Source organism: Paenibacillus sp. FSL E2-0178, from assembly GCF_038593005.1.
GTDB lineage: Bacteria > Bacillota > Bacilli > Paenibacillales > Paenibacillaceae > Paenibacillus_AQ > Paenibacillus_AQ phytohabitans.
Map to the genome: position 1 here is coordinate 2,774,940 of NZ_CP151953.1, position 21,478 is coordinate 2,796,417.

Annotated in this window: 19 protein-coding genes; 3 read left to right on the forward strand and 16 right to left on the reverse strand. The window is 54.0% G+C overall.

Going from position 1 to position 21,478, the window contains the following annotated elements; translation table 11 throughout:
* Positions 1 to 72: 72 nt before the first annotated feature.
* Complete coding sequence (locus MHI42_RS12160; RefSeq protein ID WP_342424727.1) at positions 73 to 978, reverse strand: ArsR family transcriptional regulator; 906 nt, start codon at positions 976 to 978, stop codon at positions 73 to 75.
* A 166-nt stretch (positions 979 to 1,144) separates the two neighbouring features.
* Here MHI42_RS12160 and MHI42_RS12165 point away from each other — a divergent pair, with 166 nt between their 5' ends.
* Positions 1,145 to 2,635: a glycoside hydrolase family 43 protein gene (locus tag MHI42_RS12165; protein ID WP_342423936.1), complete on the forward strand. Its 1,491-nt coding sequence runs from the start codon at positions 1,145 to 1,147 to the stop codon at positions 2,633 to 2,635.
* A 156-nt stretch (positions 2,636 to 2,791) separates the two neighbouring features.
* Here MHI42_RS12165 and MHI42_RS12170 read toward each other — a convergent pair whose 3' ends face one another.
* Genes MHI42_RS12170 through mobB form a run of 3 tightly spaced genes read right to left on the reverse strand, consistent with a single transcriptional unit; the run spans position 2,792 to position 4,488 of the window.
* Entirely contained in the window at positions 2,792 to 3,277 is a 486-nt protein-coding gene (locus tag MHI42_RS12170) for a molybdenum cofactor biosynthesis protein MoaE (RefSeq protein ID WP_342423937.1), read from the reverse strand.
* A 4-nt stretch (positions 3,278 to 3,281) separates the two neighbouring features.
* The gene (locus MHI42_RS12175; RefSeq protein WP_342423938.1) at positions 3,282 to 3,896 is read right to left on the reverse strand and encodes a molybdenum cofactor guanylyltransferase; all 615 of its coding nucleotides are present in this window, start codon (positions 3,894 to 3,896) and stop codon (positions 3,282 to 3,284) included.
* A 37-nt stretch (positions 3,897 to 3,933) separates the two neighbouring features.
* Positions 3,934 to 4,488 (reverse strand): molybdopterin-guanine dinucleotide biosynthesis protein B, encoded by a 555-nt coding sequence (gene mobB, locus MHI42_RS12180; protein WP_342424728.1) that lies wholly within the window; start codon positions 4,486 to 4,488, stop codon positions 3,934 to 3,936.
* A 169-nt stretch (positions 4,489 to 4,657) separates the two neighbouring features.
* Here mobB and MHI42_RS12185 point away from each other — a divergent pair, with 169 nt between their 5' ends.
* Positions 4,658 to 5,371 (forward strand): YwiC-like family protein, encoded by a 714-nt coding sequence (locus MHI42_RS12185; RefSeq protein WP_342423939.1) that lies wholly within the window; start codon positions 4,658 to 4,660, stop codon positions 5,369 to 5,371.
* Positions 5,372 to 5,457: 86 nt separating this feature from the next.
* Here the strand turns inward: MHI42_RS12185 and ilvB are convergent, their stop codons facing one another.
* From ilvB to MHI42_RS12245, 12 genes are all read right to left on the reverse strand, one after another.
* Entirely contained in the window at positions 5,458 to 7,134 is a 1,677-nt protein-coding gene (gene ilvB, locus MHI42_RS12190) for a biosynthetic-type acetolactate synthase large subunit (RefSeq protein ID WP_342423940.1), read from the reverse strand.
* Positions 7,135 to 7,218: 84 nt separating this feature from the next.
* On the reverse strand, positions 7,219 to 8,235 hold the full coding sequence (gene moaA / locus MHI42_RS12195; protein WP_342423941.1) for a GTP 3',8-cyclase MoaA: 1,017 nt from the start codon (positions 8,233 to 8,235) through the stop codon (positions 7,219 to 7,221).
* 24 nt (positions 8,236 to 8,259) lie between these two features.
* Entirely contained in the window at positions 8,260 to 9,510 is a 1,251-nt protein-coding gene (gene glp / locus MHI42_RS12200) for a gephyrin-like molybdotransferase Glp (protein ID WP_342423942.1), read from the reverse strand.
* Between the two features lie 94 nt (positions 9,511 to 9,604).
* Positions 9,605 to 11,095, reverse strand: coding sequence for an MFS transporter (locus MHI42_RS12205; RefSeq protein ID WP_342423943.1), 1,491 nt, complete (start codon positions 11,093 to 11,095; stop codon positions 9,605 to 9,607).
* A gap of 376 nt (positions 11,096 to 11,471) precedes the next feature.
* On the reverse strand, positions 11,472 to 11,999 hold the full coding sequence (locus MHI42_RS12210; RefSeq protein WP_342423944.1) for a hemerythrin domain-containing protein: 528 nt from the start codon (positions 11,997 to 11,999) through the stop codon (positions 11,472 to 11,474).
* 23 nt (positions 12,000 to 12,022) lie between these two features.
* Complete coding sequence (locus MHI42_RS12215) at positions 12,023 to 12,670, reverse strand: response regulator transcription factor (RefSeq protein WP_039308190.1); 648 nt, start codon at positions 12,668 to 12,670, stop codon at positions 12,023 to 12,025.
* A 28-nt stretch (positions 12,671 to 12,698) separates the two neighbouring features.
* Positions 12,699 to 13,742, reverse strand: coding sequence for a sensor histidine kinase (locus MHI42_RS12220; RefSeq protein ID WP_342424729.1), 1,044 nt, complete (start codon positions 13,740 to 13,742; stop codon positions 12,699 to 12,701).
* Positions 13,742 to 14,200 (reverse strand): GAF domain-containing protein, encoded by a 459-nt coding sequence (locus MHI42_RS12225; protein WP_042134708.1) that lies wholly within the window; start codon positions 14,198 to 14,200, stop codon positions 13,742 to 13,744. The genes MHI42_RS12220 and MHI42_RS12225 overlap by 1 nt, the downstream gene beginning before the upstream one ends.
* A 50-nt stretch (positions 14,201 to 14,250) precedes the next feature.
* A complete protein-coding gene (gene narI / locus MHI42_RS12230; RefSeq protein ID WP_042134707.1) occupies positions 14,251 to 14,937 on the reverse strand; it encodes a respiratory nitrate reductase subunit gamma in 687 nt (228 codons plus the stop codon).
* The gene (narJ, locus tag MHI42_RS12235; protein ID WP_342424730.1) at positions 14,934 to 15,500 is read right to left on the reverse strand and encodes a nitrate reductase molybdenum cofactor assembly chaperone; all 567 of its coding nucleotides are present in this window, start codon (positions 15,498 to 15,500) and stop codon (positions 14,934 to 14,936) included. Before narJ ends, narI begins: the two co-directional genes overlap by 4 nt.
* The gene (narH, locus tag MHI42_RS12240; RefSeq protein WP_342423945.1) at positions 15,493 to 17,064 is read right to left on the reverse strand and encodes a nitrate reductase subunit beta; all 1,572 of its coding nucleotides are present in this window, start codon (positions 17,062 to 17,064) and stop codon (positions 15,493 to 15,495) included. The genes narJ and narH overlap by 8 nt, the downstream gene beginning before the upstream one ends.
* Entirely contained in the window at positions 17,054 to 20,728 is a 3,675-nt protein-coding gene (locus MHI42_RS12245; protein ID WP_342423946.1) for a nitrate reductase subunit alpha, read from the reverse strand. The genes narH and MHI42_RS12245 overlap by 11 nt, the downstream gene beginning before the upstream one ends.
* A 289-nt stretch (positions 20,729 to 21,017) precedes the next feature.
* Here MHI42_RS12245 and MHI42_RS12250 point away from each other — a divergent pair, with 289 nt between their 5' ends.
* The gene (locus MHI42_RS12250; protein WP_342423947.1) at positions 21,018 to 21,437 is read left to right on the forward strand and encodes a hypothetical protein; all 420 of its coding nucleotides are present in this window, start codon (positions 21,018 to 21,020) and stop codon (positions 21,435 to 21,437) included.
* Positions 21,438 to 21,478 lie beyond the last annotated feature (41 nt).

Consider the following 21,478-nt stretch of genomic DNA (forward strand, 5'->3'; position numbering starts at 1 on the left):
AAAGTGATCCCTTAAGCCTGACCGGCATAACCGGGTACTGAAATTGTACTGTACGGTTCGCGCAGCTGCAACCTACCGGAGATACACCCGAACCACAATATCTTGGTCATGATTGCCGAAGCCTGCCCCATACAGCGTCAATCCGCCTACATGTTCTGCCTGCTCGTCCACCGTGAACCGAAGCGTCCAGAACGGCTCCTGCAGCTTCACCTCGTGAATGGTCACCTCCGACATCTGCACTCCATCTATAAAAGTACCCGAAGCGTCAATGCGGATCGTCTTGAGCAGCCCGTACTGATTCACATTCCGGTGCCACCATTCGGGCGTGTATCTGCCGCGTGCCGCTCTGCCGAAATCCGCCGGACTCGTCCAGGCTCCAAGGAACACACCGTTAAACGTAAAGCCGATATCCGACGGCCATTCGTCTCTTAATCCGGGCGCTTCCGAAGCCAGCTCCATTGAAATTTCAAGGAAGTCCGCCGTCTGTCCGGCGGCCAGATAGTTGGGCATTTTATACTCCACGTATCCTCTGCCAAACCATAGAATCGCAGCATTAACCCGCTCGGGATCCAGAAAATAACGCGGATCATCCCACACCCCAATTTCCATCTCATGTGTACCCAGCCCGCAGGTTGGATGGACTTCAAACGCCGTATAATGACCCACAGAAATGCTCTGCTCCAGTACCTTCGTGTCCTTGCGGGCAGACGGCAGCTGGATATCAATGCTTGCTGCTTTGAGGAAGCACAGCTTATGCGTCCCCCCGTTCAGCCGGACCCTGCGGCTTCCGGTCAGCCCGGCGGCTTCGAGCTTCCGGATGTGCAGGGTGACGATGGATGGGCTAAGCGCAAGCTTATCCGCGATATCCTTCACATTCATTTCACGCTCGGCAATGAGGCTCATAATTCTCCACCTGACTTCACTGGCCAGCGCCTCGTATAAAGGCATGAACTCCGGTTTCCCGTCCGCTTTTATCATCATGATTATCTCCTGATCACTGAATTCATATTTCTATTAATTTAACCGATTTAAATCCCGCAGACAAGCTTAATCTATTGCTATGAATCTCAAGTTGGTGTTTAATTTCCTTAGAAGTGTTCATATTGAATTTATATATATATGAATTTATAGAAGAGGTGTATGTATGAAATACAACAATCCCGTAATCAAAGGCTTCTACCCTGACCCCAGCGTATGCAAAGTGGACGGCATCTATTATATGGTCTGCAGCTCCTTTCAGTATTTCCCTGGAGTGCCCATCTTCGAGAGCGCGGACCTGCTTAACTGGAAGCAAATCGGCCATTGCCTGACCCGCGGGAGCCAGATTCAGCTGGGTACGGTGAGCAGCTCCGGCGGCGTGTTCGCCCCTACCATCCGCCACAATAACGGCCGTTTCTACATGGTGACTACCAATGACACGACCCGCCAGAACTTCTATGTCTGGACGGACGATATTTACGGCGAATGGTCGGAACCGGTCTATGTCGATCAGGGCGGAATCGATCCGGATTTGTATTTTGAAGACGGCAAGACTTTGTTTATGAGCAACGGGTTTGACGATAATAACAACCCGGGTGTGATTCAGTGTGAGATTGACATTGAAACGGGCAGCAAGCTGTCGCTGAGCCAGTCTATCTGGCAGGGAACGGGCGGACGTTATCTGGAAAGCCCTCACCTCTATAAAATCAACGGGTATTACTACCTGCTCGCAGCCGAAGGCGGAACCGAATATGGTCATATGGCGACTTATGCGCGGGGGACTTCCCCTTCCGGTCCGTTCGAGGCCTATGCGAATAATCCTGTCCTGACCAACCGCAATCTGGGCGGCTATGAGCTGCAGGGTGTCGGACACAGCGATCTGATCCAGGATGAGCTGGGGAACTGGTGGCTCCTGCATCTGGGATTCCGGCAAACCGGACGCTGGCTCACTTACCACCATCTGGGCCGCGAAGTGTTCCTGACTCCGGTGACCTTCGGCGAAGACGGCTGGTTTACAGCCGGGCATAACGGAACGGTTCTCCTGAGCTTCGAGACTGACCGTATTCCGGACACAGTGATTCAGCAGGAGAAGAAGAGCTATACTTTTGAGAATACCGGCTGGAATCTGGACTGGGCTTATCTTCGCCATCCGGCCAGAGAGAATTATCTGCTGGGACAAGACAAACTGACGCTACAAGGCACAGAAGTAACGCTGGATGTTCCGGCATCCCCGACCTTTATAGGCCTCCGCCAACGGGATTTCGACGCGGTGATTTCCTGCAACATAACGCTCACAGGCGGAGAAGCCGGCATCACGCTCTATATGGACGAGAATCATCATTATGATCTGGCAATACGCCAAGACGGAGCGCAGTACCGGGTAATCGAACGCCTCAATACTGGAGATGTCAAATCCATCCAGCATGAAGTGGCTCTGGGCAGTAGCAATCAGGCCACGCTGTTGATCAAATCCGGTAAGGAGCAATACAGCTTCTTCATTAGCAGTGAACACGGGGAAATCCCCCTCGGCACGGCCCAGACCAGATACCTCTCTTCCGAGGTGGCCGGAGGATTTACAGGGGTACTCATCGGACTGTACGCTTGCGGGGAAGATGCTTCGGCGGAGTTCACGGAGTTTAAGTGCGAGTATGTGTAACAAGCAGAAGCAGAGCATGCGGGTATCCGCGCTTTAGCTCTGCACCGGTTTGCGTATATCCGGAATACCAAAAAACAGGGAGCCCCGTTATGGAGCTCCCTTTGTGCATTCAGATCAACAATCTGGTAGTTCATCGGATAGCGAATTGCGGCTTCTTTACTTCCTGACTTCCACAGGAATATCCGGTAAGAGGGGCCGGCCTTCCGGATAAGCACATTGATTCAGCTGGTCGCCAATCCATGCTTTGCCGTCTTCGCCCGTTTCTTTTTTCCAGATCGGTACAATCTGTTTAATCCGGTCTATCACATATTCATTCGCTTCGTAAGCAGCCTTACGGTGCGGCGAAGATACAGCGATAACCACAGCGATATCCATAATTTCAAGCTTTCCTACCCGATGTGTCACAGCAACCCTGGTATCCGGCCAGCGTTCTCTGACCTCCTGCCCGATGCGTTCCAATTGCGTGAGCGCCATAAGCGGATACGCTTCATATTCAAGATATAATGTCCGCTTACCCTGCGTGAGCTCCCTTACCGTACCTATGAATAAAGTGACCGCTCCCGCTTCTCTCCGCAGAACTTTATCAGAGACCGCCTGCGGCTGAATCGGGTTGTCTGTAATTTCGAATAATGCACTGCCCAAGTGATCACTCCCTTTCCATATCTGCGTGCAGCAAGTCCTTATATTGCTCAGGTGTATCAATATCTGCAGTGAAATCCTCATGTATACCCGCACCGGCAAGATCGTCCTTGTCTACCCCTAACCAGTGCATCGAATCTAATAATCCGGATAGCCGGTACTGCCGTGTATCCAGTCTTTCAATAATATCCGCCAGAATCCGGTGCGGCCGGTATACCCCATGGAGCATCTGATGTTTGCCATTCATTACGGGAAGAACAGCCTCATAGTCCCCTTCCATGAGCCGGGTAAGCATCCACGAAGCGGCGGGAGCTGAAATGTTAGGGATATCACACCCTACAACCCAGGCATATTCCGTCTCCACCCCGGCAAAAGCAGCATGAAACCCGCTCAGCGGTCCATGCCCCGCATAGATGTCCGGAAGATACCGGATATCTCCTTGCGGAGGGTAATCCATGTACGGAGAAGCATCGTTCGTAACAACAATTATTTTAGAGCAAACGGTTCGCATTTCCTTCAGCTGTCTATCCACGAAACGCTCCCCTTGATAGGTCAGGAGCGCCTTATTCTGGCCCTTCATCCGGGAATTCTGTCCGCCTGCCAGTATGATTCCAGTCAGCAAATTAAGCACCACCCGTAAGTATTCCCGCTCCTTTTGATTAGAGAAGTGACAAAGCCAGAGAAAGAACTTCTTCATCAATAAGCGCTTGATCCTGCAGAGGCAGTACAGGGATAGTATTCGGGCTGACCGGAGAGGCTGCCCTGTGCTTAACCTCGTTCTCCTCCCAGCTCAGCCATAGGCATATATTCGCAGTCTGGTTTCGCAGCAGGCTCATCTCGTCTGCATTGCGGATCAATGCGATTTTGGGATAATCCGCAGATTTGAAGCCTTCTGCAATCAGCAGATCAACCTTACCGTACATAGATGCTGCGATGTCTTCCAATGAGGTTTCGGACTTCCGCATGATTCTTGTAGCCTCTGACGAGGTCAGTACAGCTTCAACTGCACCGTGCAGCAAATGCTTGCTGCTGTCTGTGCCCGGATCATCCAGTTGAAAGTGGTGGGCATCATGTTTGGCCGACCCGACACGCAGCCCACGGGCGGATAAGGCGCGGATTAAGCGGCAGGCCAGGGTTGTTTTTCCGCTATTCTTATAACCGACAATTTGCAGTACAGGAACTGGTCCCCGTACTGCTGCATGATGAGATTTCATAATCACGTTGCAGCCTCTCCTTTGTCATAATAACGTTCAGTGATAACCCTGGGGAGCAGCGCATATCTTGTGCTTCAAATCACCCGCGTCCCCCATCAAAAAAAGTATAGTTAAAGAGTCTGGCATCCTCACATGCCATGATAGTTCAGGGTAGGAGGTCATGTTTAGTATGAAGAAATATATCCCTAACCAGCACGGCGCCTGGGCGATGCTCGTTCTGCCCTTTCTGTTCGGGGTAGCCGCATCCCGGGGGCAGCTTATACATATTCCGCTGTTTGTCTGCTGGCTGCTGATCTATTTGTTCAGCTTTCCTTTGCTGCAGGGGGTGAAGACAAGGAAATTCAAGCGTTATGCCCATCCCTTGAAGCTGTATGGCATTCTGCTGCTCCCTTTAATCATCTATCTGGTGGCAGCTGAGCCTGTGCTGTTATGGTTTGTTCTGCCGCTCGTGCCTTTGTTCGCTGTGAATCTCTATTATGCCAGAACCAAAAATGAACGGGCCCTGCTCAATGACATCTCGGCCATAGTGGCCTTCTGCCTGATCATCTATCCGGTCTTCTATGTCGGTCAGGGCGGGAGCTGGCAGACTACAACCGAGCTGTTCGTGCTGGCCGTGCTGTACTTCACCGGAACCGCATTATATGTCAAAACCGTCATCCGTGAACGGAACAATATCCGCTTCTATTACGGCTCGGTGCTCTATCATCTGCTGGTTGCAGTAGCCGGACTCTTCCTGTTTCCGTCTCTGCTGGTTCCGCTGCTGATCCTGCTCCTGCGGGCGGCCATCCTGCCTAAGACGGGCATCACTGCCAAACGTACCGGAATCATCGAGATCGGCTTCTCCGTTATGTTATATGTGTCAGTGCTTGTGCTCTACTTCTAGTGTATAAAATAACCCCAAACGTATAAAATCAGGAAGCTCTTCTGCCGGTAATCACGGTAGAGGAGCTTCCTTATTGCTGCGTAATGCTATTCCACAATCATATCCTGATTGCTCGATCCCGGCGGCACAATGGGATATACATTGCTCTCTTCGGTGATATCAAATTCCATTACGACAAGCCCCTCCGTATGCAGCGCAAGTTCAATAATCTGCTCTGCTTCAGCAAGCGTGCGTGCCCGGAACCCGTGGGCGCCGAAGGACTCCGCCAAGGCGACAAAATCCGGCGAGCTGATCCGCACCGAGGAATACCGCCGGCCCAGAAACAGCTGCTGCCACTGTCTTACCATCCCCAGATACCCGTTCTTAAAGATCGCCACCTTGACGTTCAGCCCATGATCAACAGCCGTCATAATCTCCTGCATATTCATCTGAAAGCTTCCGTCCCCTGTAATGCAAACCACATGGCGGTCAGGAAAAGCAACAGCGGCGCCGATTGCAGCAGGCAAGCCGTACCCCATGGTACCTAGTCCGCCGGAGGTCAGGAACGACCGTGCTTCCGAGAACTCGTAGTGCGTAGCCGTCCATATCTGATGCTGGCCGACATCTGTGGCTATAATCGCATCGCCCGCTGTAGCCTTTTGAATGCATCCGATAACCTCCTGGGGAGTCATCTTGGCATCCTGGCCCTTGCTCGATTTCACCGGACGCTTCAGCCAGGCCATGATCTGCTGATCCCAGGCGGAATGCTCCGCTGCCTGTACTTGTCCCCGTAATCCGCTAAGGAAATCTGCACAGGAACCGGTGACCGCAAGATCTATGGGAATGTTCTTGTTCAGCTCGGAGGTATCCAGATCCACTTGAATTTTATAGGAACCCGGCGAGAAGGCCTTCCGGTTGCCCGTTACCCGGTCACTGAATCGCACACCGAGACACAGCACAACGTCAGCACCCTGGAGTGCACGGTTGGCAGCCACTGTTCCATGCATCCCGACCATGCCCAGATGCAGGGAGTGTCCGGACGGGAAAGCTCCGAGGCCCATCAGCGTGCTGGCTACAGGAAGCCCCAGCTGCTCGGCGAATTCCTTCAGGAGTGCCGGGGTCTCCCCTTGAATACAGCCTCCGCCAATAAGCACAAGCGGCCGCTGCGCACGGTTCAGCCGCTCTGCCGCCAGCTGAATATCCGCCGAATCTATGAAATAATCGGTCTGGTACCCCCGGATAACTGGCGGTGAGGACTGGCCGGAGGTATCCCCCGCTGCAGTGAATTCCGCATTCATGACATTTTTCGGCAGATCGATCAGAACCGGACCGGGCCGTCCTGTTGTCGCCACATGGAACGCCTCATGTATAATTCTTGGAAGCTCCTTGATCTCCCTTACGATATAATTGTGTTTCGTAACCGGCATCGTCATTCCGTAAATATCCACTTCCTGAAAGCTGTCCAGACCAATAAGCTCGGTGGATACCTGGCCGGTAAGGACAATTAACGGAACCGAATCCATGAAGGCGGTAGCAATTCCGGTGACGGCATTGGTTGCTCCAGGACCGCTGGTAACAAGGGCTACCCCCGGGCGTCCCGTCGCTCTTGCGTATCCGTCCGCAGCATGGACCGCAGCCTGCTCGTGTCTGACCAGCACATGCTGAATCCGGTCACAATCATAGAGCGCGTCATATAAAGGCAATACGGCACCGCCGGGGTAGCCGAACAGGGTCTCAATCTTTTTCTCGATCAGCATCTCAATCAGCAGCTGTGCTCCGTTCATAAGTTCAGTTCGTCTCCCGTCATATACAATGTAGTTTCAGGCTGCATTCCTGCCCGCTCAACCGCTGAATAATGCGTTCTGTGCTTAACCTCCAATATAGGACATGCCGATCTTGGTTCTGTTCCCCGCGGTCTGTTCTGTCCGCTCATCGGAATAGCGGTCAGCGCGCTTCTCCCAGACGTCTCTAATGGCAGCCAGCAGATGTTGATCATCCGCACCGCTGCGGAGCATTGCCCTGAGATCAAAGCCCTCCGATGCGAACAGGCAGGTATACAGCTTGCCGTCGGAAGACAGCCGGGCCCGCGTGCAGGAGGAGCAGAAGGATTCGGATACGGAAGTGATAAAGCCGATCTGCGCCTGACTGCCTTTGTAGCCATAACGCTGCGCCACCTCGCCGAAATAATCGTGCTCCAGGGCTTCCAGCACAAAAGTACCTTGGAGGCGCTCCAGAATTTCTTGTTTGGTAACGACCTTCTCATAGCTCCAGCCGTTGTCGTTGCCGGCATCCATGAATTCGATGAAGCGAAGCGTTATATTTCTATCTTTGAAGTAGGCCGCCATCGGCACAATCTCCGATTCGTTCACCCCTCTTTGTACCACCATGTTTACTTTGACCTCAAAGCCGGCTGCTATGGCATAATCAATATGTCTTAAAATCGCTCCAGGCTTGTAACCCCGCCCGTTCATTCTGCCGAACAGCTCAGGCTCCAGAGCATCCAGGCTGACATTCAGCCTGCGGAGTCCCGCAGTATACAGCGGCATTGCCTGCCCGCCCAGCAGTACCCCGTTCGTCGTCAGCCCCATGTCTTCGACACCACGGATAGCGCGGATTCCGGCAACAAGCTCGGGCAGGCTCCGCCGCATGAGCGGCTCGCCTCCGGTAAGCCTGATTTTGCTTACGCCAAGGGAGACGAAGAGCTTCGTCAGCCGGAGAATTTCTGCAAAGGTAAGCAGCCCGCTTGCCGGGAGGAAGGCATAATCCTCTCCGAACACTTCCTTCGGCATGCAGTAGGAACAGCGGAAATTACACCGGTCCGTTACCGAGATCCGCAAATCATGGATCGGCCGCCGCAGCTGGTCCTGCAATGGATGAGCATTCATATGTCTATCTCCCTTCCAGTAAGCTTACAGCACCCATTCGTCCGTACCTTCCTCAACGCCGAGGAGCAGTACGTCAACAGGATCGCCTGCAGCATAACCTCTTGTCCCGCCCGGCAGCACAATCAGCGAATTCCCGCGTGCGATGGAGGATACCGCATTCGATTTATTGAAGCCGGCGGGACGCACCGAGATCCGGTCATGAACAGCCCGGATAAACCGGGTGAACGGATTGGCCTTCGGGAAATCCTCTGCCAGTACGGCTGTCGTACGCGGCAGATAGACTTTATCTGCCCCCATCATCTTGAGCAGGGCGGGCCTGACAAACAGCTCGAAGCCTGTGAAGCACGCCGACGGATTGCCGGACAATCCGAACAGGCACTTCTCCCCGGCAACCGCGACTGTAGTCACGCTGCCCGGACGCATCGCCACCTTGTTGAACAGCACATCGGCCCCGAGGCGCTTGTATATTTCCGGCAAGTAGTCATAGTCGCCGACGGATACGCCGCCTGTGGTGATCAGGCAGTCTGTTTCTGTCATCGCGTGCCTGGCCGTCTGCAGGCATTCTTCCAGCTGGTCCGCTGCCGTATCGTACATCCGGTAAGGGATACCCATCCGGGCGAGCTGGGCAGCGATCATCGGCCCGTTGCTGTTGCGGATTCTACCGGGTACGAGCGGAGCCGTCACCTCCAGCAGCTCGGTTCCCGTTGACAATATGCCTACAACTGGCCGCTTGCCGACCCGCACCTCCCCGTACCCGAAGGTAGCCAGCAACGCCACAGTTCCGGGATGAATGAAGCTGCCTGCCGGAACGATCCTTTCTCCTGACCGCATATCTTCACCCTGCAGGGACAGATTCTCCTGCGGGGCAAAGGCTTTGCGGATGGTAAACGTCCGGCCCGCTTCCGAGGCCTGTTCGAACATGACTACCGCATCTGCACCCGCCGGCAGCGCGGCTCCCGTCATCAGACGGACAGCTTCGAATGCCCCAAGCGTAACCTGAGATATCTCCCCTGCACCGATATGATCTACAACCGTGAAGCTGATCCGGCTGTTGCCGGAAGCACCGGCTGAATCTGCCGAAGCAATTGCATACCCGTCATAGGGGGACCGCGTAAAATGCGGAACATCATGGGTTGCCGTCAGCGGCTCCGCCAGGATGCGTCCATAGCTTGCGGCAAGCGGCACTCTTTCTGTACCTGTGCAGCACACTCTTTCGGTTACCCGGAATACAGCTTCCGCCACGGTAACCGGATTTCTGTTCTTTTCCACCTTCATCTGCTCCTAACTTGATGCCGGACCCAGTAGAACCGGTTATGCCGTCCTGTATGGAAAGGGATTGGCTGCAGCGGTTCAACGCCACTTCATCCGGTTATTTCTGCGTAATATCGCTGAATGTGCCTACATACCGGACATCCTCGCCGGTGTCATCCTTCACAGCGCTGATGTTCAGCCACTGCAGATACTCTTCCCCGTTCTTGCGCCTGTTCCAGATTTCGCCCTGCCACATTCCCGTCTCCCTGACCTCCCCCCACATGACTCGGTAGAATTCTTTGGATTGGCGGCCTGACTTGAGAATGCTGGGCTGTCTGCCGAGAACCTCGTCCTCCGTATAGCCGGTGAGCTTCGTGAAGGCCGGATTGACGGTCTTAATCAAACCGGAAACATCGGTGACCAGAATCCCCTGTCCGGTAGAATTGAACACTTCAGAGGTAAGCGCAAGCCGGTCCTGGAAATAGAGCCACACGACCAGCACCAGACTGGCCAACGCCACCTGGGAGAGCAGCATGAACCCGATGGAATATTGCCCGGTCGCCGAATAAATCACAGACAGCATGATCGGAGGGAAAAAGCCGCCCAGGCCGCCCATCATCGATACTATTCCGTTGGCGACACCCGCCTGCTTATTGAAATACAGCGGAACTAATTTGAAAATGACTCCGTTACCGATTCCTGCACTGAACGCAATCGCAAGGCATCCGGCTGTATATAATCCCATGTCTGGCATAAAGGCCAGGATAATAGCGGCAATTGTATAGATACTGAATGTGCCGGTGAGCAGGAACAACGGCTGGAACTTGTCGGCAAGCCAGCCGCCTACCGGACGGAAGAAGGTCGCAACGGCAATGAAGCCGGCTGTGCGCATCCCGGCATCCACCTTGTCCAGACCGAAATTCGATACCAGAAAGTTAGGCAGATAAATCGTGAAGGCCACAAAGGAGCCAAAGGTAATGAAATAGAACAAGGAGAACAGCCAGAGCTTCTCATTTCGGGATACGCCTTTGATTTGTTCGATAATCGGGGTTTTGAGCTTAGGCTCATGACGGTCCCCGAAGAAGAAATTCAAGGCGATGAACACCAGCAGCAGAATCAGATACATTTTCACCGCAGGGGCCCAGCCTATCTGTGCTGCCACCATCGGAGCAGAGAAGGTTGTGACCGCCGTGCCGATATTCCCGATCCCGTAGATTCCGTTGATCAGACCATGCTTATCTTTGGGGAAATATTTCGGCAGAGAGGTCACCCCCACCGAGAATACAGCCCCGCCGATTCCAAGGAACAGGCCTCCGATAATCAAGTGAGTAACCGTAGACGCTTCACTGATGAAGTAGACCGGAAACAACAGCAGGATAAAGCTGGACATAAAAATAATGCGTGCTCCCAGAATGTTCGCATAATAGCCCAAAGGAATTCTTAGAATCGAGCCAAGCACCACCGGAATCGCTGTGACCATCGCAAGTCTTCCCGGAGGGATGCTGATGTCCTCGGAAATAAAGGGCATCAGGGAAGAGATGATCACCCACACCATGAATCCGGTAATCAAGTTTAAGGTTTGTAGCGGCAATTGCACTTTTTTAATCATTCGACTCACCTTTTCGCCGTTTATTCTCTTGATTATTCGTATGAATACTTCCTGTACTCATTGTATCCGCCGGTCCCCCGGCTCAGATATAGGGGAGTCCCCTTTCCCTGACAGGGGAAACCCTAAAAAAAATAACCCCGCACAGCGGGGCATTGCTCCAGACCTTATTCACTCCTGCAACTCCTGCCACAAACGAAACATCTTACATATTCTCTATCGCCTTCTTCGGGCTTCGACCTCTGTGCTGTTTTTCCAACTGCTGTTTGACAGGGGAGGCTTTGTTCATTGACAAGTGGAGAAAATCCAATTTCTTGTTGTCTAATTTCCTGTGCACAAAAAAAGCCGCCCCGCATAGGAGCAGCCTGTTCATGCCTTCTCACGTAATAAGCGTATTCAGCTGTTGGCTTAACCGCTCTTTGTCCTTCGTGCTAAGCTGATGCTCAGCCATCGGAAAGATAACCGTCTCTTCTTTGACAAAGTGTACCGTCAGCACCTCAAAGGCTTCCCCTGCATCCTTCACCGCAGCACGGATATCCTCAAGCGTCATCAGTTCGGCATTGCCCTCTGTGTGATGCAGGAAATGTCCTATATACCCGTCAATCTCGCGGTGCTCCTCCTGGATGCCTACCAGCGGCCCTTGTTCAAAACCGATGTAACGGCCCAGCAGCGGAAAAAAATGCGTTTCTTCCTTCGCGGTATGCTTCTTCAGCGGGCCCGTAAACGCCAGAACCGCCTTACGCAGCTTATGAAGCTGAGCCCTGGCTTCTTCCGGAGCGGGCTGCTCCCTCTCAAACCAAAGTACGATCTCATGCCATTCTTCCATCAGAAAGGATAAATAGCGGTGTTCATTCTCAAGAATGCGCATGGCGGGCACCGTAAACTTGAGCCCTGCATGTTCCGGCATCAAGGCTTACCTCCATTCGCCGGTCAGAAATCCAGCATTTTTTTCCTCAAAGCATACTCGACCAGCTCCGGCCGGCTCTTCAGGTTTAATTTCTCCATAATTTTCGCCTTGTGGGCCTCCACTGTTTTCACTGAAATGAACAGCTTCTCGGCGATTTCCTTGTTCCCGTATCCCTTGGCAATGAGCGGCAGGATCTCGAGCTCCCGCTTGGATAACAGCTCGAACAGATCCTCTGTGCCTGCCGTTTTATCCTGCTTGATGAACTCACGGACCAGCGAGGTTGCCATCTTGGGATGAATATAGGTGCCGCCTTCATAAATGGTCCGGATGGCCAGCAGCAGCTCCTCGTCCGGCGCACTCTTGAGCACATAACCGGAGGCCCCGTTCTTCAGCACATGGAAGAGATATTCATCATCATCATGCATCGTCAGAATCAGGATTTTGGTATCGGGGTAATCCTCTTTAATCTTGCCGGTAGCGGTCAGCCCGCTCTCTCCCGGGGGCATGCTTAAATCCATAATCAGAATGTCCGGCCGGAATTTGGCGACCATGGTGTAAGCTTCCCTGCCGTCTGCCGCCGCTCCGATCACTTCAATGTCATTCTGAAAATTGAGAATCATGGAGAATCCGCTGCGTACGATCGCATGGTCGTCTGCAATGACGATCTTCATCAGAAGCTCATTCCTTTCCTCGCGCAAATCATACAGGCACCTGTAAAATAATCACCGTACCCCTGCCTATCTCTGAATCTACGCTGAAGGTGCCGCCCACCAGCTCCGCCCGCTCCTGCATGCCAAACAGGCCAAGTCCGGTTCCATCCGGCTCGTCACCCTGATTAAAGCCGGTTCCCTTATCCTCTACCCGAAGCAGCAGTACGCCGTCCTTTTCGGTAAGGGAAACTTTAACACAGTCAACCTGCGCATACTTCAGGGCGTTCAGCACAGCTTCCTGGCACACACGGTACATGACGGTTTCGATCTCACTCCCATACCGTTTCTCGGAGAGCCGGGACTCATAATCAATCACCAGGCCATAGGTTTGCTCCACCCGCTTGAAGTGTGACCGGAATGCGGCTTCCAGGCCGAAATCATCCAGGGCAGCCGGCCTAAGCTCTACCGAAAGGTTGCGGATATCATTCAGGAGCCGGGTCATGGAGACCTCGGTCTGCTTCATCTTCTTCAGCAGCTGCTCATCCGCTGTCATATATTTCAGCACACGCAGATCAATCACGGCACTCATCAGCTCCTGGGCCACGCTGTCATGCAGTTCCCGGGAGATCCGCTTGCGTTCATTCTCCTGCGCCTCAATGATATGCTTCATCATTTTGTTCTGGTAGAACTTCTCTTGCGTCTTGAACTGTCTGGTCAGATCCCTAAGCATAAATACTCTGATACCCTTCTCGTCATCTATGGTGTGAAAGGTGGCCGCATAAGGGACAACCCCCTTATCCTTCGTCTCCAGATATACCTGGTATGAGGTGAACTCCTCGGAGTCCGGTGTATGAAAATAACAATTGAGGCAGGTACGGAGCTCCGTCTCACTCGTGTATCCCCGGCAGGTCCCGCAAAGCGCCTCAGGATTCCCCTGATACAGCTGCTTCAGAATATCCTTGTCCACGATGTTCTCGGCAGCCGGATTCATGGCCAGGGCTTTCCCTTGCCGGTCAAAAAAGAACATCGCCTCCGAGCTGTTCTCAAACAGCTTCGTCATGAGCAGACTCTGCAGATCCGTTCCGGGTGTCATCAACTGAGCAACAATTCCTTTCCGTTCAAGTCTCCAATCCCCTTACGCGCTGCCCTGTCCAGGTCCCCCAGCATGTCAGGGCTTACCTGCCGTTCGCCCCTGAAACCGCCAAGAAGCACGCCTGCGACACGGGCATCATTCCACACCGGCACAGCCCCGATGCTGCTCAGATTCTCCATCTTGGTAATGGGATAGTTGAATAAGGTGTCCGGCTGCACATCTGTCTGCACAGACGGGATTAAGAAAGGCTTGCCGGTCTTGAACACGATGCCTGCAATCCCTCTGCCGGATTGAAGGACAATCCGTTTGTAACGGTCCGTTGTGTTCCCTGAGGCGTATTTCCACCGGATGACATAGTCATATTCCGCCGGTTCAGCAAAAGCCAGCGACATGAAGTCATATCCCAAAGCTATGCGCATCCGGTCAAGCTCGATTTGGTAATCCACCTTATTGTTCATCGTTTCTCTCCTCATTTGAACAGGGAAAGAAATTCACCCGGCTCTTTCCGTTAATTCGATTTATTTCTTCTGTATAGGATATAACTTCTGCCTACATAATTCAACGGAACACTCCATACATGGACGAGCCGGGTGAACGGCCAGAAGGCAAAGATCGCAAACCCTGACAGAATGTGAAGCTTGAAGGAAAACGGCACCTCACCCATCAGCGACGGGTCCGGCCGGAACATGAATAAACCGCGGAACCAGACAGAAATCGTATCACGGTAATCAAACTCAGGCTGTACGGCATTCGTTACAATCGTGGAGTACATCCCCATAAACACGATGAACAGGAGGAGGGAGTTGACGATCAGGTCCGATGCGCTGCTGAGCCGGCGGACGTTCTTCAGCGTAAAGCGCCGCGAGGTCAGGATCAGCATTCCGAGCAGGGTAGCTGCGCCGAAGATCCCCCCGATATATACCGCGCCGATGTGGTAGAGATGATCACTCACGCCGACGGCCTCCAGCCACGATTTCGGGACAGCGAGCCCGCCGATATGGCCAAGAATAACCGGCATAATGCCGAGATGGAATAGAATGCTGCCGAATTTCAGCTGTTTCTTTTCAATAAATTCACTCGATTTGGCTGTCCAGTTGAATTGATCCTTACGGTAACGGAAGATATGGCCGCCGATAAAGACCACCAGACACATATAGGGGAAAATGACCCATAAAAACTGACCTGACATATTCATTGACTCAGGGCCTCCTGTTCAACACAAGCTTTGAAGGTTTCGCGCAACCCCTTAACCAGATGGTAATAGGGACTTTCATTCCGCTCCAGCGCCTTGAGCAGATGGTAGGTGCCGTCCTCAAGAATCGCCATCAGCATCCGGAAATTCTCCGGCGCTCCCGGGACCTCCAGCCACTGCGCGGCATATATAAATTCACACATCAGCGGTAAATAATCAGGCAGCTCCCCCTCCGGCATGGCAAGGCCGAACATTTCGTACAGAAGCTTCAGCTTGGCGAGCATCTGCCCCCGTTCCTTGGCCTCCTCGAATTTGAAATAGGTCATATACAGCGCGCAGTCCTTCTGAAAATCAAAGGTGGCCGCATAGCTCTCCTGAATCTCATCCAGGCTGAAGCTCTGCATTTGCTTCCAATAGGCATGCACGTGGGCATAACCCGGATGAGTGCTGTCAAACGCCTCTTCCAGAAAATCCGGATGAAAGTCCAGCTTCTCCGGATACATCAACTGCAGGGCGAAATAACCGAAGGATTCCTTGTAATCATGCAGTTTGATCAGATCAATCACGCCAAATCCCCCCGTAGAAATTCTCTTCATACATTTCCTTGCCGGTCTTCATGGTGTCGCCGGAAGGGCTGGCCGGTCCGCAGCCGTCACAGCCGGAGCCGGAGCCCATGTCTCCCATCCCGCTTCCGTAACCTGCCGAGCCTTGGGCACGGTAAGGATTCATGTGCTGCTCCTTGTGGGAGGTCGGGATGACGAAACGGTCTTCATATTTGGCAATCGCGAGCAGCCGGTACATTTCCTCAGTCTGCTGTGCGGTCATGCCGACACGGTCCAGACGGGTAAGATCAAATTCCCGGCCGGTGAACTGGGCGCGCATATAGGAGCGCATCATCGCCATCCGCTGCAGGGCTTCCTTCACAGTCTCCGTGTCGCCGGCCGTCAGCATGTTCGCCAGATACTGGATCGGCGTACGCATCTCTTCGATGGCCGGGAAGATCATATCGGGATTCTTCAGCGAATCCTTGCCTTCGAAATAATTCATAATCGGGCTAAGCGGCGGTACATACCACACCATAGGCAGTGTGCGGTATTCCGGGTGAAGCGGGAAGGCCAGCTTGTGCTCAATCGCCAGCTTATAGACCGGCGAGTTCTGGGCGGCTTCCAGCCAGTCCTCGGAAATGCCGTCTTTTCTCGCCTGCGCCATAATCTCCGGATCATGCGGGTTCAGGAACAAATCACATTGCGCCTTGTATAAATCCTTCTCGTCCGGCGTGGATGCCGCCTCCAGAACCTTGTCGGCGTCGTACAGCAGCACCCCGAGATAGCGGATCCGGCCGGTACAGGTCTCGGAGCATACTGTAGGCAGCCCGGCTTCCACGCGCGGGAAGCAGAAGGTGCACTTCTCTGCTTTGTTGGTCTGCCAGTTGAAATACACTTTCTTATACGGACAGCCGGTCATGCAGTATCTCCAGCCCCGGCAGGCTTCCTGATCCACGAGGACAATGCCGTCCTCATCCCGCTTGTACATCGCACCGGAAGGACAGGAGGCGACACAGCTTGGATTCAGGCAGTGCTCACAGAGGCGCGGCAGATAGATCATGAACGATTTCTCGAAGTTGAATTTGATTTCTTCTTCGATCTTCTGGATATTCGGGTCCAGCGGGCCGGTTACATGGGCTCCCGCCAGATCATCCTCCCAGTTCGGTCCCCATTCCAGATCCATCTTCTCGCCGGTTACAGCGGAATGGGCCCGCGCCACCGGGGAATGCTTTTGTTCCCCCGCATTCGTCAGATGCTCGTAGTTGTACGTCCACGGCTCATAATAATCCTTCATCTCCGGCATGTCGGGGTTGTAGAAGATTTTGCCGAGTGCGATCTTGGACAGCTTATTGCCGGACTTCAGCTCAAGCTTCCCCTTGCGCAGCTGCCAGCCGCCCTTGTAGAGCTCCTGGTCCTCCCAGCGTTTCGGATAACCGATACCGGGCTTCGTCTCCACGTTATTGAACCACATATATTCCGCACCCTTGCGGTTCGTCCAGGTCGTCTTGCAGGTCACGCTGCAGGTGTGGCAGCCGATGCATTTATCCAGGTTCATTACCATTGCCACTTGCGCTTTAATTTTCAAGCCAGTTGACCTCCTTCATTTTGCGGACGGCTACGTAGACATCACGCTGGTTGCCGATCGGACCATAGTAGTTGAAGCCGTAGCTGAGCTGTGCATATCCGCCGACCATCTGGGTAGGCTTCAGATGAATCCGGGTAGGCGCATTGTGGCTTCCGCCGCGCGTATCCGTAATTTCAGAACCCGGCACCTGAATGTGCTTGTCCTGGGCGTGGTACATGAACATGGTACCTCTCGGCATCCGGTGGCTGACTACCGCGCGTGCCGTTACGACACCGTTGCGGTTATAGACCTCGAGCCAGTCATTATCAGCAATCTGATGGGCCGCAGCATCCTCATTATTGATCCACACCGTTGGACCGCCCCGGAACAATGTCAGCATGTGCTGGTTATCCTGATAGGTTGAATGGATGTTCCATTTCCCGTGCGGTGTCAGATATCTCAGAACCAGGGCATCGGTTCCGCCCTTCACTGCCTTGTCACGCGGGCCGAAGACCATCGGAGGCAGCGTCGGCTTGTAGACCGGCAGCGCTTCGCCGAACTGCTGGAAGATCTCATGGTCAATGTAGAAATGCTGTCTTCCCGTCAGGGTCCGGAACGGAACGAGACGTTCAATATTCGTGGTGAACGGGGAATAACGCCGTCCCTGCTTGTTCGAGCCGCTGAATACCGGGGTCGGAATCACTTCGCGCGGCTGTGCGGTAATGCTCTGGAACGTAATTTTCTCGGCTGCCCGGTCTGCCGAGATATCCTTCAGCTCTACACCTGAATCCTTCTCCGCTGCAGCATAAGCCTTCTGGGATACGCGGCCGTTGGTGGCTGATGACAGATGAAGAATGGTATCTGCGGCCTGACGGGCGGTTAGCAGCTTCGGCAGTCCGTTCTTAATCGATTCATCGTAATGCACGCCGCTGATCTTCTTGAGCTCCTCATATTCTTCAGCGACAGAGAAGCTGATGCCGTGCGCGCCTGCCTTGCCGGTTGCCAGATTCGGTCCGAGTGAGGTGTATTTGTCATGAATCTGGGTGTAATCCCGCTCCACAATCGTGAAGTTCGGCATGGTTGTACCCGGGATGGCCGGGACTTCGCCCTTGGCCCAGTCTTTGACCAGGCCCATCGGCTGCGAAATTTCGCTGATGGAGTCATGGCCCAGCGGTGACATTACAACATCCTTATAGACGCCAGGAAGCTGCGACTTCGCCATCTCGGAGAATACCTCTGACAATTGGCGGTAGATATCCCAGTCGGAACGGGATTCCCATAGCGGATTCACGGCCGGATTGAACGGATGCACAAACGGATGCATGTCAGTGGAGGACAGGTCAGTCTTCTCATACCACGTTGCGGCCGGCAGCACGACATCCGCATAGAGCGGTGTGGTGGTCATCCGGAAATCCAGGGCTACCATCAGATCCAGCTTACCTTCCACATCCCCGCGCCAGACAATCTCCTCCGGCTTCTGCTCTTCATTCGGCTCGGCCAGGAGACCATCGGAGGCTCCAAGCAGATGCTTCATGAAGTATTCCTGCCCTTTGGCAGAGCTGGAGATCAGGTTCGAGCGCCAGATGAACAGGGAGCGGGGGAAGTTCTCCGGTGCGCCGGGATCTTCCACGGCAAACCGTGTTTTCCGCGAGGTGATCTCTTCCACGGTGTGGCTGATAATCTCTGCATTCGTCTTCTTGCCCTGCTGCGCAGCCTCCTCGGCAAACAGCAGACTGTTCTTGTTAAATTGCGGGAAGGAAGGCAGCCAGCCGAGACGTGCAGCCAGCACGTTATAGTCCGCCGGATGCTGGTAAGCTACCTCCCCGCCCGTCGGCGATTTCAGCGAATCGGTGCCGCTCTCCTCATAACGCCATTGCTCTGTGGCAAAGTAGAAGAAGGATGTCGCGTTCTGCTGGCGTGCCGGACCCTGCCAGTCCTTGGCAAAGGCAACCGTTGACCAGCCTTCAATCGGGCGGCATTTCTCCTGGCCGACATAATGCGCCCAGCCGCCGCCGTTGACACCCTGGGAGGCGGTCAGCACCACCAGATTCAGAATGGAACGGTAGATGGTATCACTGTTGAACCAGTGGTTGATCCCTGCGCCCATGATGATCATGGAGCGCCCACCCGTATCCAGCGAATTCTGGGCGAATTCGCGGGCGATCTGCACGACGACACTCGCCTTCACTGTCGTAATCTTCTCTTGCCAGGCCGGAGTGTAATGAGATCCGGCGTCCTCATACCCCTTGGCATTCAGCGGACTCTCTCTGCGCGCCACGCCATACTGGCTCATCATCAGATCGTAGACTGTGGCGGCGTAACGTTCTGTGCCGTCGGCGAGCCGTATGGTCCGGGCCGGAATCATCCGTCTGAACGTGCCGTTGCCCGCATTATCGAAGAACGGGAACACGATTTCCGTCCACTCTTCCCCGTGCCCTTCGATGGTCAGCGCGGGCTGCACTTTACGGCCGTCCTCCCGCTCGAGAATCAGGTTCCACTTCTTGCCCTCTTCCCAGCGCTGCCCCATCGTACCGTTCGGAACCATCATCTCACCCGCTGCTTCGTCGAAGATGACCGGCTTCCACTCCGAGTGCGGGGAGGTATCTCCTAGATCACTCGCCCGCAGGAAACGTCCGCCCTTCAGGGCATCCTCATGAGGGTCAAGCAGAATCAGGAACGGCATATCTGTATATTGCTTCGCATAATTCAGGAACATCGGCTCCTGGCGTTCCTGGTAGAACTCCTGCAGGATGACATGCGTCATGGCCTGGGCAAGCGCCGCGTCCGAGCCTGGATTCGGAGCCAGCCAGTTGTCGGCGAATTTGACGTTCTCGGCGAGATCCGGCGCGACCGACACGACTTTGGTTCCCTTATAGCGTACTTCCGTCATAAAGTGGGCATCCGGCGTCCGGGTTAGCGGTACATTAGAGCCCCACATCATCAGGTACCCGGCGTTGTACCAGTCCGAAGATTCCGGCACATCCGTCTGCTCCCCCCAGATCTGCGGCGAAGCCGGAGGAAGATCGGCATACCAGTCATAGAAGCTCAGCATTTGACCGCCGAGGAGGGAGATGAACCGCGCCCCCGAGGCGTAGCTGACCATCGACATAGCCGGAATCGGGGTGAAGCCGGCGATCCGGTCGGGGCCGTATTTACGGATTGTATAGATCAGCTGTGCGGAGATAAGCCGCAGCGCGTCGTCCCAGGCCACACGGATATGGCCGCCTTTCCCGCGCGCTTTCTTGTACTGGCTTGCCTTCTCAGGGTCTTCAACAATGCTGGCCCAGGCGTCGACATAATTGTCATGCTCCTTCAGCGCCGTCTGCCACAGCCGCCACAGCTTCCCTCTGATATACGGGTATTTCACGCGCAGCGGGCTGTATTCGTACCAGGAGAAGGTAGCTCCGCGGGGACAGCCGCGCGGCTCAAATTCCGGCATGTCCGGCCCGCAGGAAGGATAGTCAATCTGCTGGTTCTCCCAGGTGATGATTCCGTTCTTCACGAACACCTTCCAGCTGCAGGAGCCTGTACAGTTGACTCCGTGAGTGGTGCGCACTACTTTATCGTGAGACCAGCGCTGGCGGTACATATTCTCCCAATCCCTGTTTTTCTCTTCAAGAATGGACCAGTTCCCGGAATAGCTCTCCACCGGTTTAAAAAAGTTAAGGCCGAATTTCTTCTTCATCGCTCAGGAACACTCCCTTCAAAATCTATTCAGTTAAGTCCATTATGGATCTCCCCGGCCCTGCTTCCCATTAGGGAAACACCTATTGAACCTCGGGAATTCCCTCGATCTGAATCCAATGCAAATAAGCCTTTCCCGCTGAGGAGAAAAGCTTTGTTCTGGCCGTTTATTGTACCCGTCAAGGGGCCTGTTAGGGACTTCCCTCTTTCTTGTCCGGGGAATGCCTTAGCGGGAATTACACTACACATCTCTGTGTTATACTGACACAAAAACGGGAGGATGAAGCAACATGCCAGGACCCTCACTGCGCCAATTGCACGCTCACCAGGCTATTCATCAGGGCGGGCTCTCCGGTGCTGCAGCCAAGACGGAAGAAATGGAGGAACTGCTGGAAGCGAAGGAATTCGAAGTGGCGCACCAGGCCGCTGAGCATTTAATCGAGTACTGGGAGACGCGGATTATCAGCCACGCCGATGCGGAGGAAGACGGATTCTATCAGGAGATGGCCGGGAAGCATCCCGGTTTGCAAGACGCAGTTCTGCGGCTTGCACGTGATCATGACTTACTGCGGATTATAGTTCAGGATGTCAAAGTAATGCTGGCAGAAGAAGGTCTCACTCCCGGTGTGCTTCACCAGTTCCACGCGCTGCTGGTAGTGAATGCGGTTCATAGCCGGGATGAGGAATCTCTTCTGTTCGCGGAGGCGTAACGCCCGCATTCATCATGTATACATTGAGAGGGGATGACCGT